Origin of the sequence: Thermomonas sp. XSG (assembly GCF_014678725.1) — a bacterium.
Lineage (GTDB): Bacteria > Pseudomonadota > Gammaproteobacteria > Xanthomonadales > Xanthomonadaceae > Thermomonas.
Map to the genome: position 1 here is coordinate 816,732 of NZ_CP061497.1, position 15,354 is coordinate 832,085.

At 66.9% G+C, this 15,354-nt stretch carries 15 protein-coding genes; 6 read left to right on the forward strand and 9 right to left on the reverse strand.

Features of this window, described 5'->3' with window-relative positions:
- Positions 1–121: 121 nt before the first annotated feature.
- Positions 122–1,144, forward strand: a complete 1,023-nt coding sequence (gene tdh, locus ICG51_RS03815; protein WP_190282344.1) for an L-threonine 3-dehydrogenase — start codon at positions 122–124, stop codon at positions 1,142–1,144.
- 61 nt (positions 1,145–1,205) lie between these two features.
- On the opposite strand, the gene ICG51_RS03820 is transcribed toward tdh, so the two are convergent.
- Positions 1,206–1,910 carry a TorF family putative porin gene (locus ICG51_RS03820; RefSeq protein ID WP_190281723.1) on the reverse strand — a complete coding sequence of 235 codons (705 nt, stop codon included), beginning with the start codon at positions 1,908–1,910 and terminating at the stop codon, positions 1,206–1,208.
- Between the two features lie 152 nt (positions 1,911–2,062).
- On the opposite strand from ICG51_RS03820, the gene kbl reads away from it, so the two are divergent.
- Positions 2,063–3,268 (forward strand): glycine C-acetyltransferase, encoded by a 1,206-nt coding sequence (gene kbl / locus ICG51_RS03825; protein WP_190281724.1) that lies wholly within the window; start codon positions 2,063–2,065, stop codon positions 3,266–3,268.
- Positions 3,269–3,271: 3 nt separating this feature from the next.
- Here the strand turns inward: kbl and ICG51_RS03830 are convergent, their stop codons facing one another.
- The 3 genes from ICG51_RS03830 to ICG51_RS03840 all read right to left on the reverse strand — a co-directional run bounded on the left by ICG51_RS03830 (position 3,272) and on the right by ICG51_RS03840 (position 5,723).
- A complete protein-coding gene (locus ICG51_RS03830; RefSeq protein ID WP_223809509.1) occupies positions 3,272–3,991 on the reverse strand; it encodes a pseudouridine synthase in 720 nt (239 codons plus the stop codon).
- Positions 3,992–4,007: 16 nt separating this feature from the next.
- Entirely contained in the window at positions 4,008–4,505 is a 498-nt protein-coding gene (locus ICG51_RS03835; protein WP_223809510.1) for a hypothetical protein, read from the reverse strand.
- 138 nt (positions 4,506–4,643) lie between these two features.
- Entirely contained in the window at positions 4,644–5,723 is a 1,080-nt protein-coding gene (locus ICG51_RS03840; protein WP_190281726.1) for an OmpA family protein, read from the reverse strand.
- Positions 5,724–5,940: 217 nt separating this feature from the next.
- On the opposite strand from ICG51_RS03840, the gene ICG51_RS03845 reads away from it, so the two are divergent.
- The 3 genes from ICG51_RS03845 (at position 5,941) to ICG51_RS03855 (ending at position 9,431) form a co-directional block, all read left to right on the forward strand.
- On the forward strand, positions 5,941–7,959 hold the full coding sequence (locus tag ICG51_RS03845; protein WP_190281727.1) for an NADPH-dependent 2,4-dienoyl-CoA reductase: 2,019 nt from the start codon (positions 5,941–5,943) through the stop codon (positions 7,957–7,959).
- Positions 7,960–8,262: 303 nt separating this feature from the next.
- Entirely contained in the window at positions 8,263–8,724 is a 462-nt protein-coding gene (locus ICG51_RS03850) for a cell wall hydrolase (RefSeq protein ID WP_028839587.1), read from the forward strand.
- A 95-nt stretch (positions 8,725–8,819) separates the two neighbouring features.
- Entirely contained in the window at positions 8,820–9,431 is a 612-nt protein-coding gene (locus ICG51_RS03855) for a glutathione S-transferase N-terminal domain-containing protein (protein WP_190282346.1), read from the forward strand.
- Positions 9,432–9,498: 67 nt separating this feature from the next.
- On the opposite strand, the gene prpC is transcribed toward ICG51_RS03855, so the two are convergent.
- The 4 genes from prpC to ICG51_RS03875 form a co-directional block, all read right to left on the reverse strand.
- Positions 9,499–10,653 (reverse strand): 2-methylcitrate synthase, encoded by a 1,155-nt coding sequence (gene prpC / locus ICG51_RS03860; protein WP_190281728.1) that lies wholly within the window; start codon positions 10,651–10,653, stop codon positions 9,499–9,501.
- Between the two features lie 16 nt (positions 10,654–10,669).
- Positions 10,670–11,551, reverse strand: coding sequence for a methylisocitrate lyase (prpB, locus tag ICG51_RS03865; protein WP_190281729.1), 882 nt, complete (start codon positions 11,549–11,551; stop codon positions 10,670–10,672).
- Between the two features lie 105 nt (positions 11,552–11,656).
- Positions 11,657–12,640, reverse strand: coding sequence for a malate dehydrogenase (locus ICG51_RS03870; protein ID WP_190281730.1), 984 nt, complete (start codon positions 12,638–12,640; stop codon positions 11,657–11,659).
- Positions 12,641–12,700: 60 nt separating this feature from the next.
- On the reverse strand, positions 12,701–13,900 hold the full coding sequence (locus ICG51_RS03875; protein WP_190281731.1) for a pyridoxal phosphate-dependent aminotransferase: 1,200 nt from the start codon (positions 13,898–13,900) through the stop codon (positions 12,701–12,703).
- A gap of 139 nt (positions 13,901–14,039) precedes the next feature.
- Here ICG51_RS03875 and ICG51_RS03880 point away from each other — a divergent pair, with 139 nt between their 5' ends.
- Positions 14,040–14,693 (forward strand): hypothetical protein, encoded by a 654-nt coding sequence (locus tag ICG51_RS03880; protein WP_190281732.1) that lies wholly within the window; start codon positions 14,040–14,042, stop codon positions 14,691–14,693.
- An 82-nt stretch (positions 14,694–14,775) separates the two neighbouring features.
- Here ICG51_RS03880 and ICG51_RS03885 read toward each other — a convergent pair whose 3' ends face one another.
- The gene (locus ICG51_RS03885; RefSeq protein WP_190281733.1) at positions 14,776–15,270 is read right to left on the reverse strand and encodes a peptidylprolyl isomerase; all 495 of its coding nucleotides are present in this window, start codon (positions 15,268–15,270) and stop codon (positions 14,776–14,778) included.
- Positions 15,271–15,354 lie beyond the last annotated feature (84 nt).

A 15,354-nucleotide genomic window follows, 5' to 3' on the forward strand; every position in this document is an offset into this window, starting at 1 on the left:
GTATTAGACCATCCCCGCCCCGCGCCGGCCCGTGACCTTGGTCAGGCCGGCCATGGACGGGAACGGCGGTAAAATGGCGGTCTTATCCCGACCGGTCATGGACATGACGCAAGCGAACACGATGCGGGCGCTGGTCAAGCGCGAAGCCGCCAAGGGCATCTGGATGGAACAGGTGCCGGTGCCGGTGCCGGGCCCGAACGAGGTCCTGATCAAACTGGAGAAGACCGCCATCTGCGGGACCGACCTGCACATCTACCTGTGGGACGACTGGAGCCAGCGCACCATCCAGCCGGGGCTGACCATCGGCCACGAGTTCGTCGGCCGCATCGCCCAGCTCGGCTCGGCGGTCACCGGTTACGAAGTCGGCCAGCGCGTCTCGGCCGAAGGCCACATCGTGTGCGGCCACTGCCGCAACTGCCGCGGCGGGCGTCCGCACCTGTGCCCGAACACGGTGGGTATCGGCGTGAACCGCAACGGCGCCTTCGCCGAATACATGACCATGCCGGCCAGCAACCTGTGGCCGATTCCCGACCAGATCCCGTCCGAACTGGCCGCCTTCTTCGACCCCTACGGCAACGCCGCGCACTGCGCGCTGGAATTCGACGTGATCGGCGAGGACGTGCTGATCACCGGCGCCGGCCCGATCGGGATCATCGCCGCGGGCATCTGCAAGCACATCGGCGCACGCAACGTCGTGGTCACCGACGTCAACGACTACCGCCTGAAGCTGGCCGCCGACATGGGCGCCACCCGCGTGGTGAACGTGTCCAACACCTCGCTGAAGGACGTGATGGCGGACCTGCACATGGAAGGCTTCGACGTGGGCCTGGAAATGAGCGGCAACCCGCGCGCCTTCAACGACATGCTCGACTGCATGTACCACGGCGGCAAGATCGCGATGCTTGGCATCATGCCCAAGGGCGCAGGCTGCGACTGGGACAAGATCATCTTCAAGGGCCTGACCGTGCAGGGCATCTACGGCCGCAAGATGTACGAGACCTGGTACAAGATGACCCAGTTGGTGCTGTCCGGCTTCCCGCTGGGCAAGGTGCTGACCCACCAGCTGCCGGTGGACGACTTCCAGAAGGGTTTCGACCTGATGGAGGCGGGCAAGGCAGGCAAGGTGGTGCTGAGCTGGTACTGAGCCACGAACACAAGGAAAAAAGGCGCCGGAAGGCGCCTTTTTTCATAGCCGCGACCGACGCTCAGCGCGCGAACGTCACCGTCAACAGCACGCGACTGTCGGCCAGCTGGCCGAAGTTGTCGCGCCCCTTGCCGTCGACGCCGTAATAGCCCAGCGAGACTTCGGCAGGGCCGAAGCTGCGGCTGAGACCCACGCCCCAGTCGGTGTAGTCCGAAGCCACCTCGGCATCGGCGAACACGCTGCGGCCCACGTTGGCGGACAGGGTGAGGTCGTTCGGCAGCGCCCAGTCGTGGGCCAGGCCGTAGTACCAGCCGGTGGTGCTGCTGCCCCAGACATCATTCGTATAGCCCACGCTCAGCGCCCAGTTTTCGGCGATGGTCGCGGTGGTGACCAGTTCGTTGTAGGCCATCTCGCTGGCACCCGGGTAGGTGTAGCGGTTGAGCACGACGTCGATGTTGACCTTGTCGGTGGCATCGAAACCGTAGCCGACGAAGTAATCCACCTCGATGTCCGGGCTGTCTTCGCCGAAGTCCACGCCGGAGGCGAAGCTCCCCACGTACAGACCCGCGGCCGAGGTCCAGGTCAGCGTACCCTGCAGGGTCGCCTTCTCGTCGGTCTGCGATGCGCCGCGGAACAGGTAGTCGGACACCGCGCTGACTTCCCAGCTGACGGACGAGGCGGGTGCATCGCCATCGCCCGCGCTGGCGGCGAAGGGCGCGGAAAGCAGCAACAGGGCAATGGCAAGCGGGCGGCGGACCTGGGTCATGGGAGGCTCTGCATTGGGTCGTTGGGAGGAATCACAACATTTTAACATTCGATTCCGGGCGCGAAGAATCTGCCGGTTGCAGCCGCCGCACCTGAAGCAAATAACGGCCGCCAGCTAGAATCTGTAGCTCCCTGGCCCACGACGAACACACCATGACCAACGCCCCTTCGCTGACCCGGCACTACGCCGAGGAACTGGACAACATCCGCGCGCAGGGGCTGTTCAAGTCGGAACGCATCATCACGTCGCCGCAGTCTGCCGAGATCACCCTGGCCGATGGCCGCACAGTGCTGAATTTTTGCGCCAACAACTATCTGGGGCTGGCCGACCATCCGGACGTGATCGCCGCGGCCAAGGAAGCGCTGGACACCCACGGCTTCGGCATGGCCAGCGTGCGCTTCATCTGCGGCACCCAGGACCTGCACAAGCAGCTGGAGAAGACGATTGCGGACTTCTTCGGCACCGAGGACACCATCCTCTATGCAGCCTGCTTCGACGCCAACGGCGGCCTGTTCGAACCGCTGCTGGGCGAGAACGACGCGATCATCTCGGACGCGCTCAACCACGCCTCGATCATCGACGGCGTGCGCCTGTGCAAGGCCAAGCGCTACCGCTACGCCAACTGCGACATGGCGGATCTCGAACAACAGCTGCAGCAGGCCAGGGCCGACGGCGCGCGCACCATCATGATCACCACCGACGGCGTGTTCTCGATGGACGGCTTCATCGCGCCGCTGGACGAGATCACCGCGCTGGCCGCGAAGTACGGCGCGCTGGTGCACATCGACGAATGCCACGCCACCGGCTTCCTCGGCGCCACCGGCCGCGGCAGCGCCGAGGTAAAGGGCGTGCTGGACCGGATCGACATCTTTACCGGCACCCTCGGCAAGGCCATGGGCGGCGCGCTCGGCGGCTTCACCACGGCGAGGAAGGAAGTCATCGAACTGCTGCGCCAGCGCTCGCGCCCCTACCTGTTCTCCAATTCGCTGCCGCCGCACGTGGTGGCCGCGGGCATCAAGGCCTTCGAGATGCTCTCGGCGGCCGGCCACCTGCGCACGCAGCTGGTCGAAAACACCGCCTATTTCCGCGAGCGCATGACCGCCGCCGGCTTCGACATCAAGCCGGGCGTACACCCCATCAGCCCGGTGATGCTGTACGACGCGCCGCTGGCGCAGCGGTTCGCCGAGCGGCTGCTGGAGGAAGGCATCTACGCGATCGGTTTCTTCTTCCCGGTGGTGCCCAAGGGCCAGGCGCGCATCCGCACGCAGATCTCCGCGGCACACACCCGCCAGCACCTCGACCGCGCCATCGACGCGTTCATCCGCATCGGCCATGAGCTGGGCGTGCTGAAGGCCTGACGCTCAGCCACCGCCGAGCGCGGCGACTTCCCCGGCGCTCAGTTCGCGCCATTGGCCCTTCGGCAGTTCGCCAAGGGCCAGCGGCCCGATCGCTACCCGCACCAGCCGCAGCACGCCGATGTCGAAGGCCGCCAGCAGGCGGCGGATCTGGCGGTTGCGGCCCTCGTCCAGTACGACCTCCAGCCATGCGTGCTTGCCACCGGCGCGCAGCAGCGTGACGGATGCGGCATGCAGCCATTCGCCATCCACCGCCACCCCGGACTGCAGCGCCGACAGCGTTGCCGCACCGGGGATGCAGTCCACCTGGACGTGATAGGTCTTGTTCGGGCCGCGCGCCGGGTCGGTGATGCCGGCCGCCCAGCGCGGGTCGCTGGAGAACAGCAACAGGCCTTCGCTGGCCTTGTCGAGGCGGCCCACCGGGGCGATCCAGCCAAGCTCTGCACCGTCGAAGCAGCGGTATACGGTGTCGCGGCCACGCTCGTCGCTGGCCGTGGTGACCAGCCCTCGGGGCTTGTTGAGCATCAGGTAGCGCGGCGCGCCCTGTTCCGGCGCGGCCCCATCGATGTCGATGCGCGCCTGCTCCAGGTCGGTCGGGTGCTCGGGATCGCGCACCACGCGCCCGTCGAGGCGCACGCGGCCATCGCGGATGAGCCGTTCAGCCTGGCTGCGCGAGCACAGCCCGCGCTTGGACAATACCCTTGCCAGCCCGTGGCTCACGCCCATGCGCGGCAGAGGCCGATCAATTGGCCGACTTGGTCTCCGCCGCGGGCACGGTTTCGGGCGCGGCGGCTTCCGCAGCATCCTTGCGCCCGACCACGCGCACGCCCCGCGACTTCATCCACGCGTCGAACTCGTCCGCGGTCATGCGCTTGCCGTTCTGGGTCATGTTGAAACGCCACGGCGTGTTGTCGAACGCAGTCTGCGGCTTGTAGGCGGCGGGATCGATGCCCGCGGCACCCGGCGCGGCCGACTTCGCCATCGCACGGCAACCATCGACGCGGATCCGCGCCAGCACGTTGTCAACCGACAGCGCCTCGTCGAATGACTGCGCCAGCACCCCACTGGCACCACCCAGCTGGGTGATGGCCGGGGCGAACTCGGTGGCGACGGCGGAAATCACGGTCGGGCGGACCGGCACGGCCGAGACGGCACCGGTCGCGCACACATCGCCCCCCGCCTGCGCAAACCCCGGAACGGCAAGCAAGGACAGCACACAGGCGCGGAACATGGACGACATGGCAACGTACTCCCCGACGGACCGCGACAGTGTAGGCGCTGCCTGCGGCTAACCGCAATTCAACGCCGCACCGCCGCCACAAAAAAACGAAGCCCGGCACTGGGCCGGGCTTCGATACCTCACGAATGACAGCCGGGATTACAGGCTGTTCAGCTCGGTGCGGCGGTTGGTCTCGCTCTTGCAGCCCGGCAGGGTCTGGCCCTTGTCTTCCAGCGGACGGCTCTCGCCGTAGCCGGTCGGACCGGACATGCGGCCGGCGTCCACGCCGTTGCTGGTCAGGTAGTCATAGACCGCCTTCGCGCGACGCTCGGACAGGCTCTGGTTGTAGGTGTCGGTACCGCACTGGTCGGTGTGGCCGGCGACTTCAACCTTCAGCTCCGGATAGCGCTTCAGGATCTCGACGGCCTCGTTGAGGATGGCCACCGCGTCCGGACGCAGGGTCGACTTGTCGAAGTCGAAGTTCACGCCCTTCAGGTCGATCGAGACCGGCACCGGGCAGCCGTCCGGACCGATGGTCTGGCCAGCCTGCGAACCCGGGCACTTGTCGTTGCAGTTGTTGACGCCGTCGCCGTCGTCATCCATGTCGGCGCAGGTCTGCTGCGGCGCCGGGGCCGGGGCAACCGGGGCAACCGGCTCCGGGCCGAGGGCGATGGTCATGCCCACCGAAGCCAGCAGATCAGTGAAGCGATCCTGCTGGTTGCCGATGCGGGCCTGCTGGTCGTCGAAGTCGACGCGGGTACCGATTTCAGTGCGCAGGTCCATGCGGCCGAAATCGAACTGCAGGCCGGCGCCCAGGTTGACGGCCAGGTTGGAGTCCTTGTGATCCGCCGGCGAGGTCGGCAGGGTGGTCACGAACTCTTCCTCATGACGCTGCCAGCCCAGGCCACCGCGCAGATAGGGCCACCACTTGGAGTCGGCGTTGCGGAAGTGGTAACGGCCGTCCAGGGAGACGCCGTACTGGCTCCACCACAGGTTCGGATTGATGGTCTTGTCCGGGTTCTGGTAGTTCAACTCGGTTTCCAGCGAGAAACGCTGGGTGAGGAACTTGCCGAAACCAATGGTGCCGAAGAGCGCGTCTTCAGTGCCACGATCCTTGTCCTGGAAGTTCACACCGGTCGAACCGGAAACGTACCAGCGGTCATCGAACTCCTGGGCAGACGCAGCCTGCGCCAGACCCAGACCACCCAGAAGGGCAGCGCAGAGGAGTTTCTTGTTCATGTTCAGCTCCTTGATTCAGTGAAAGAAACCGTGACGCGGAATTTAAAAGCGCTTGCTCCAGACGGCGGTACCGGCGCTTGGCGCACGTTACAGCCGGGCACGTGAAAGCCGCGTTAACACTAACATAACGGTTAAACGCCTGCAAAGTATGCACCCCGATCGCACTCGCATAACACCGGCGCATGCGGTCCACCATACCTGACGGTATGCTTCGGCGATGACGACCCCATTCCCGCATCTGTTCGCTCCCCTCGATCTGGGCTTCACCGCCCTGCGCAACCGGGTCCTGATGGGCTCGATGCACACCGGGTTGGAAGACCATGCCCGCGACTTCCCCAAGCTCGCAGCCTATTTCGCCGAACGCGCCCAGGGCGGGGTCGGGCTGATGGTCACGGGGGGATTCGCGCCTAATATCGTTGGCTGGCTCAAGCCGTTTGCAGGGCGCCTGTCCCTGCCCTGGCACGTCCGCCGGCACCGGCAGGTCACCTCCGCGGTGCACGCCCATGACGGAAAACTCTGCCTGCAGCTGCTGCACGCCGGCCGCTATGCCTATCACCCGTTGTCGGTGGCGCCGTCGCGATTGAAATCGGCAATCAACCCGTTCACACCGCGCGCTCTGTCGGCGCGCGGCATCGAGCGCCAGATCCGCGATTTCGCCACCGCCGCGCTGCTGGCGCGCGAGGCCGGCTATGACGGCGTCGAAATCATGGGATCGGAAGGCTATCTGCTGAACGAATTCACCACCCCGCGGGTGAACCGCCGCAGCGACGCTTGGGGCGGAGACGCCGCCAGGCGGATGCGCTTCGCCGTCGAAATCGTGCGACGCGTGCGCGAGGCTTGCGGGCCGGACTTCATTCTGATCTACCGGCTGTCGCTGCTCGATCTTGTCGACGGGGGCAACGACTGGGACGCCATTGTCGCCCAGGCCAAGGCGGTGGAAGCCGCCGGTGCCACCATCATCAACAGCGGCATCGGCTGGCACGAGGCGCGTGTCCCCACCATCGCCACTTCGGTGCCACGCGCGGCGTTCACCGGCGTGACTGCCAGGCTGAAGCCGCACGTAACCCTGCCTCTGGTTGCCAGCAACCGCATCAACATGCCGGAGGTGGCCGAAGCGGTGCTGGCCGCGGGCAACGCCGACATGGTCTCGATGGCCCGCCCGCTGCTGGCGGATCCGCAGTGGGTGAACAAGGCGCGGGCCGGCCGCAGCCATGCGATCAACACCTGCATCGCCTGCAACCAGGCCTGCCTGGACCACGTGTTCGAGAACAAGCGCGCCAGTTGCCTGGTCAATCCGCGCGCCTGCGCCGAGACCGAGCTGAACTTCGCTCCGACGGCCTCGCCGAAAACCATCGCCGTGGTCGGCGCCGGTCCGGCCGGCCTGGCCTGCGCCACCGAAGCCGCCGGACGCGGCCATCGCGTGACCCTGTTCGACGGCGGCAGCGAGATCGGCGGCCAGTTCAATCTGGCCAAGCGCATTCCGGGGAAGGAGGAATTCCACGAACCGCTGCGCTATTTCCGCCACCGCATCGCAGAAACTGGCGTTGACCTGCGCCTGGACACCCGGGTGGACGCGGATGCGCTGGAAAGGTTCGATGAAGTCGTGGTCGCCACCGGCGTCACTCCGCGCGGGGTGGATATTCCGGGCGCAGAACACGCCAGCGTCGTCAGCTATCTGGATGTGCTGGAAGGCCGGGTCGAAGTCGGCGGCAAGGTGGCGATCATCGGCGCCGGCGGCATCGGTTTCGATGTCGCCGAATTCCTGGCGCAGGCCGGCGGCTCACCGACGCTGGAGCCGGCACGCTGGATGGCCGAATGGGGGGTGGACCCGACCTTCAACGCGCCGGGCGGACTGGCGCAGCCGCATCCGGAACCACCGGCGCGCCAGATCTGGCTGCTGCAGCGCTCACCGGGCAAGCCGGGGGCACGCCTAGGCAAGACCACTGGCTGGATCCATCGCGCTACCCTCAAGGCCAAGGCAGTGAAGATGCTGGGCGGCGTGGAGTACGTGGGCGTGGACGACGACGGCCTGCACATCCGGGTGGACGGCAGCAGCCAGATCCTGCCGGTCGACCACGTGGTGGTCTGCGCCGGGCAGGAGCCGCGCCGCACACTGTTCGACGCACTGCTGGCGCGCGGCCGCAAGCCGCATCTGATCGGTGGCGCCAAACTCGCAGCGGAGCTGGATGCCAAGCGCGCCATCGACGAAGGCAGCCGTCTGGCGGCGTCGCTCTGAGGCCGACGCGACGGACAAAACCGTTCCATGAAACCCTAACCCCGTCACAGATCCGCCACCCCCCCCATTCAGCCAACGTTCGGGAATCAACCCCTACCTTGCGCCAACTTTTGGCCTGACCCACTGCCCAGTTGCGTGATTGTCAGGTGAACCGGCACGCCGCCCGAACCCATTGACGGGACGGCGCGCCCGGGCAAAGGCCGCCATAGAGCAGCCGCCCTCCCCAGTACGCCATGACGCAGGCGTGCGGCATCCGCAACACACGATGCCTGCCCTGCGCCGCAACGGAGCAAGGAGTCCGACATGAAACTGGCGTGGATACTCTGGCTGTCGCACGTGTTGCCGCAGCCGGCCGCAGATTCGCTGTGCCTGTCCACCACTGTCTACCTGGAAGCGCGCGACCAGTCCGTCCTTGGCCAGCAGGCCGTGGCGGAAGTCGCATTGCGCCGCCGCGACAGTGGCCTGTGGGGCCACAACCTGTGCCAGGTGGTGACCGCACGCAAGCAGTTCGCACCCACGATCGTCTCGCCGCAGACCCGCCTGTCCAATATCCAGGCCTGGTCGGAGGCAGTGGGCGTCGCGCTGGAATCCGAGCGCAACTGGGCGTTGCCGCGCGACCAGCGCAAGCTGGTGGTGCCCGGCGCCAGCCATTTCGCCGCCCACGCCATCGCCAGCCCGAGCTGGAACAGCGCCTTCCAGGTGGCAACCATCGGCGACCACACCTTCTATAAGGTACAGAGTCTGCGTCCGGCCAAGCGCGGCTGATCGAAACGCGCGGCACGCTGCGTTGCGCGCAGCGGCATCGACGCGGCAGCGCGGATTGCGGGATAGTCGTGGGTCTTCTCCAACGAGGCCACATGATGAAGCTCTACAGTTCGCCGGGCGCCTGCTCGCTGACCGACCACATCGTCCTGCAGTGGATCGGCGCGCCGTTCGAAGTGCAGCTCGTCTCCCGCGAGCAGCGCAACACCCCGGAGTTCCGCGCCATCAACCCCGCCGGCGCGGTGCCGGCGCTGCAGGTAGGCGACTGGGTGCTGACCCAGAACTCGGCGATCCTGCACTACCTGACCGACCGCTTCCCCGAGGCCGGCCTGTGCGGCGACGGCAGCCCCGAAAGCCGCGCCGAGGTCAACCGCTGGCTGGCCTTCGTCAATGCCGACCTGCATCCGGCGTTCAAGCCGCTGTTCGGCGCCACTGCCTATCTCGAGGACCCGGCGCTGATCGCGAAGTCGCATGACGCCGCACGCAAGCAACTGCGCGCGTTGTTCGAGCGCGCCGACGCCCAGCTGGCGGGTCGCGACTGGCTCGCAGGAAGCCGCTCGATCGCCGATCCCTACCTGTTCGTGGTCACCCAGTGGGCGAAGAAGACCGGGGTGGACCTGTCCGGCCTGGACAACCTGGCCCGCTTCGACGCGCGCATGGCCGCCGATGCCGGCGTGCAGGCGGCGATGAAGGCCGAAGGCCTGCTCTGAGCTTCCGTCGCCGCAAGACGAAAAAGGCCGCGTGCGAACGCGGCCTTTTTCATGGATCGCAAGGATCTCAGCGCTGGTCGATCGGCACGAAGGTGCGGTCTTCCGGCCCGGTGTAGTTCGCGGAGGGGCGGATGATCTTGCCGTCGATGCGCTGCTCGATGACATGCGCACTCCACCCACTGGTGCGGGCGATCACGAACAGCGGGGTGAACATCGCGGTGGGCACGCCCATCATGTGGTAGCTGACCGCGCTGAACCAGTCCAAGTTGGGGAACATCTTCTTGATGTCCCACATCACCGACTCCAGCCGCTCGGCGATGTCGTACATCTTCATGTTGCCCTGTTCGGCCGACAGGTGGCGCGCGACCTCCTTGATCACCTTGTTGCGCGGATCCGACACGGTGTAGACCGGGTGGCCGAAACCGATGACCACTTCCTTGCGCTCCACGCGCGCCTTGATGTCGGCCTCCGCCTCGTCCGGCGTCTCGTAGCGCTTCTGCACCTCGAACGCGACCTCGTTGGCGCCGCCGTGCTTGGGCCCGCGCAGCGCGCCGATGCCGCCGGCGATGCACGAATGCATGTCGCTGCCGGTGCCGGCGATCACGCGGCAGGTGAAGGTGGACGCATTGAACTCGTGCTCGGCGTACAGGATCAGGCTGGTGTGCATCGCACGCACCCACGATTCCGGCGGCGGCTCGCCATGCAGCAGGTGCAGGAAGTGGCCGCCAATGCTGTCGTCGTCGGTTTCCACGTCGATGACCCGGCCGTTGTGACTGTAGTGGTACCAGTACAGCAGCATCGAACCGAGGCTGGCCATCAGCTTGTCGGCAATGTCGCGCGCGCCCGGATGGTTGTGGTCGTCCTTCTCCGGCGACACGCAGCCCAGCACGGATACGCCGGTGCGCATCACGTCCATCGGGTGCGCCGACGGCGGCAGTTCCTCCAGCGCGGCCTTGACCGCCGCCGGGATGCCGCGCAGCGACTTCAGCCTGGCCTTGTAGGCGCGCAGTTCGGCCCGGTTCGGCAGCTTGCCATGCACCAGCAGGTGGGCGATTTCCTCGAACTCGCTGGTGGTGGCGAGGTCCAGGATGTCGTAGCCGCGGTAGTGCAGGTCGTTGCCGCTGCGACCGACGGTACACAGCGCGGTGTTGCCGGCGGCGGTCCCGCTCAGGGCGACGGATTTCTTCGGCTTGAACGTGGGGGTTGCGGTCTGTTCGCTCATCGATGTGTCCTCCGGCTCATTTCGTCTGCGCAAACAGCGTGTCGAGCTTGTCCTCGTAGGCGTGGTAGCCCAGGAAGTCGTACAGCTCGGCGCGGGTCTGCAGGGTGTCGATGATGTTCTTCTGGGTGCCTTCGCGGCGCACCGTCTCGTAGAAATGCAGCGCCGCCTTGTTCATCGCGCGGTATGCACCGCAGCAGTACAGGGCGATGTCGACGCCGGCATCGCGCAGCTCGTCGGTGGTGAAGAACGGCGTGCTGCCGAACTCGGTGAGGTTGGCGAGGATGGGCACCTGCACCGCCGCCTTGAACTTGCGGTAGTCGTCCAGCGTCCTCATCGCCTCGGGGAAGATCATGTCGGCGCCCGCTTCGACATAGGCCACCGCGCGCTCGATGGCGCTGTCGATGCCCTCCACGGCGGCCGCGTCGGTGCGCGCCATGATGACGAACTCGCGATCGGTGCGGGCATCCACCGCGGCCTTGACCCGGTCGACCATTTCGTCCTTCGTCACCACTTCCTTGCCCGGGCGATGGCCACAGCGCTTCTGCCCGACCTGGTCTTCCATGTGCACGGCGGCCACGCCGATGCGCTCGAAGTTGCGGATGGTGCGGCCGATGTTGAACGCCCCGCCCCAGCCGGTATCGATGTCGACCAGCAGCGGCATGCCGGTGGCATCCACGATCCGGCGCGCGTCGGTAAGCACGTCTTCCATCGTGCTGATGCCGAGGTCGGGCATGCCCAGCGAATTGGCCGCCACGCCGCCACCGGACAGGTACAGTGCGCGGTAGCCGGTGCGCTTGGCCATCAGGCCGGCGTAGGCGGTGATGGCGCCCATCACCTGCAGGGGGGTTTCTTCATTCAGCGCCGCGCGAAAGCGCGCACCGGCGGATTGCGTGTTCATGGCCTCTCCTTGCGAATCGTGCATTTTAACGCGGGCACCGGCGGCTGCCGGAAACGAAAACGCCGGGCAGGGCCCGGCGCTTCGTGGCTCGTGATGGCATACCGCTCAGAGCAGGTGGGCAACGCCCGCGCGCTCTTCTTCCAGTTCGGCCAGCGTCTTGTCCATGGCGGCGCGGCTGAACTCGTCCACCGGCAGGCCTTCGACGCGGGTGTATTCGCCGTTCGCGCAGGTCACCGGCACGCCGTACATCACGGTTTCCGGGATGCCGTAGCTGCCGTCGGAGGGCACGCCCATGGTCACCCACTTGCCGTTGGTGCCCAGCGCCCAGTCGCGCATGTGGTCGATGGCGGCGTTGGCGGCCGAGGCGGCCGACGACAGGCCGCGCGCCTCGATGATCGCGGCGCCGCGCTTGCCGACGGTGGGGATGAAGGTGTTGGCGTTCCAGTCTGCGTCGTTGATCTTGTCCCTCAGCGATTCGCCATTGACGGTCGCGAAGCGGTAGTCCGGGTACATGGTCGGGCTGTGGTTGCCCCACACGACCAGCTTCTCGATGTCGGTCACGGCCACGCCGGCCTTGCTGGCCAGCTGCGACAGAGCGCGGTTGTGGTCCAGGCGCAGCATCGCGGTGAAGTTCTTCGCCGGCAGGTCCGGCGCCGACTTCATGGCGATGTAGGCATTGGTGTTGGCCGGGTTGCCGACCACCAGCACCTTGACGTTGCGCGCTGCGACCTTGTTCAGCGCGGCGCCCTGGGCGGTGAAGATCTTGGCGTTCTCCAGCAGCAGGTCCTTGCGCTCCATGCCCGGGCCGCGCGGGCGCGCGCCGACCAGCAGGGCGTAGTCGGCGTCCTTGAACGCGACCTCGGCGTCATCGGTACCGACCATGCCGGCCAGCAGCGGGAACGCGCAGTCTTCGAGTTCCATCATCACGCCGCGCAGCGCGGCCTGGGCCTTCTCCATCGGCAGTTCCAGCATCTGCAGGATCACCGGCTGGTCCTTGCCCAGCATTTCGCCAGAGGCGATGCGGAACAGCAGGGCGTAGCCGATCTGGCCGGCGGCGCCGGTGACGGCAACTCGAACGGGGGCTTTCATGTCATGGACTCCTGTGGGGTGGCGGGGCCAAGCCCGCCGGAGGAATGGATGGATCCGGGCTCAGCTGAGCTCGGCGAAGAATTCCTGGAACCGCGCCAGGCCGGGGGCCAGCTGCGGGGTCGGGCAGGTGTAGCTGATGCGCAGCGCGCGTGGCTCCCCGAACGCCGAACCCGGCACGCAGGCCACGCCCTTGGCTTCCAGCAGCACGTTGCAGAAATCGACGTCGTTCTCGATCTTCACACCGTTGTGCGACTTGCCGAACGCGCAGCTGATGTCGGGGAACACGTAGAACGCGCCCTGCGGCCGCGGGCAGACCACGCCGGGGATCGCATCCATCACCGCCATCACCTGGTCGCGCTTGGCCTGGAATTCCACCCGCTTCTGCTCCGGCACGTCCTGCGGACCGGTGAGCGCGGCGATGCCGGCGGCATTCACCACTTCCGGCACGTTGGTGATGTGGTTGGAGTTGAGCGTCACCAGCGCCTTGGCCACCGCTTCCGGCCCGACCATGAAGCCCAGCCGCCAGCCCGGCATGCCGTAGGTCTTGGACAGCGAATCGAGGAAGATCACGCGGTCACGCAGCTCCGGGCGGGCGAGCACGAAGTTGTAGTACTCCAGCCCGTCGAACAGCATCCGGTTGTAGATGTCGTCGGCGATGATCCAGGTGTCCGGATGCTTCACCAGCACGTCGGCCAGCGCGATGACCTCGTCCTTCGTGTACACCATGCCCGTCGGGTTGGACGGGTTGTTGAACAGGAACACCTTGGGCTTCGAGGCCAGCGCCTCGTCGAGCTGCTGCGGGGTCAGCTTGTAGTTCTGGCTGGCGGGGCACGGCAGCAGCTGGATCTTCGCGTTGACGATCTCGGCGATGTCCACGTAGCTGGTCCAGTACGGCGCCGGGAAGGCGATGGTGTCGCCCTCGTCCAGCAGCGCCTCGGCCAGGTTGTAGATCACGTGCTTGGCACCGATGCCGGTCGCGCAGTTGGCACGGGTGTAGCCGGTCAGGCCGATCTGCTCGATGTGCTGCAACAGGGCGTCCAGCAACGCGTCGGGGCCGCGATTGCTGCCGTACTGGCCGCTATCCTTCTCGACGGCCTGGCGCGCGGCTTCGTACACGTGCGGGCCCGGCAGGAAGTTCGGCACGCCGATGGAGAAGCTGATGATGTCGCGGCCTTCGGCCTTCAGCCGCTTGGCCTTTTCGGCGACCTGCATGATGACGCTGGGCTTGGCGCGACTCATGCGCCGGGCGAGCTGAGGCATCGTGGGGAACCTCGGAAAATGGCCGCGGACGCGGCGATGGACGTGGGAAAATAACCCCGTGATGTTAGCACAGCGCCCCTCCCCGCCCATGCCCGCCCGACGCCGGGAAACGCAGTGGCGCCGGTGCCTGTGGCTGCCCATGGCGCTGCTGGCGACCGTGCTTTCGGGCTGTGCCTCCGGGACGCCGGAGCGCCCCGACGCGATCGCCGCGGAAGCCTTCCAGATACGCGGCCGGGTCGCCCTGGCCGCGCCCGACATCGAGATTTCCGAGCGCCACCACGACGGCGCCACGCTCCCGCGCGGAGAATGGACCGCGGCTGCACGTCTGCTATGCGCGCAGGCAGCCCATGAGGTATTGGGCCAGCAGGCCATCACCACGGTCGATTACGGGCCGGTCGGCGCTCCCCGGCTGCGGGAGCATCTGCTGGCGGCCCAGGGAACTGCATCCGCCTCGGGTGACGATATCGGCGCGGCCGCGCTGCAGGGGGAGACCACGCCGCTATACAGCGCCACCGGCGCCGACTACGGCCTGTTCATGCAATTGCGCGGCAGCCACGCCAGCAGCGGCCGGACCGCGGTGCGTGCGGCGGGGCGCTTGCTGCTGGGCGCCGATATCGGCGGCGACACCTTGGACGCGGAGGCATGGCTGGTGGACCTGCGCTCGGGGCGGGTGGTCTGGCGACACCGGCAGTCCGGTCCGGCAGGCGATCTGCGTACGCTCGACGGCGCGCGCAGGGCCGTGGCGGCGTTGCTGACGGGCCTGCACGGCCAGGCGCCGGCGGCCGGAAACTGACCCTGTCCGCACGGCTGCACCGCCCACACGAGCCAGGACAGCGGCGTGGCATCGATTCCGCCACGCCGCAATCCACAGGCCGTCAGGCGGCCAGGATCCTGTTCCACTCCGCCACGCGGTCGGCCTTGGCGGCCAGCGCGGCATCGGCGTCACCCTCGATCTTCACCGACTTGATGACGTCGCCCTGCTGGACGGCATCGACCACCTCGATCCCTTCGATGACCTTGCCGAACACGGTGTGCTTGCCGTCCAGCCAGCCGCAGGGCACGTGGGTGATGAAGAACTGGCTGCCGTTGGTGTTGGGGCCGGCGTTGGCCATCGACAGGACGCCCCGCTCATGGCCAAGGCCGTTGTTGGCCTCGTCCTCGAAGCGGTAGCCCGGGCCGCCGCGGCCGGAGCCTTCGGGGCAGCCGCCCTGGATCATGAAATCGGCGATCACGCGGTGGAAATTCAGCCCGTCGTAGAAGCCGCGCTTGGCCAGGTTGACGAAATTGGCCACCGTCAGCGGGGCCTTGTCGGCGGCAAGCTCGACCTTGATCAGGCCGCGGTCGGTGTCGAAATTGGCGATCAGGCTCATTCTGTTCATCTCCGGATGCCCGGACGGGCATATGAACCCTATATAATAGCCGGCTTCCCATCCGTCATTTCCGCGCCCTGCCGT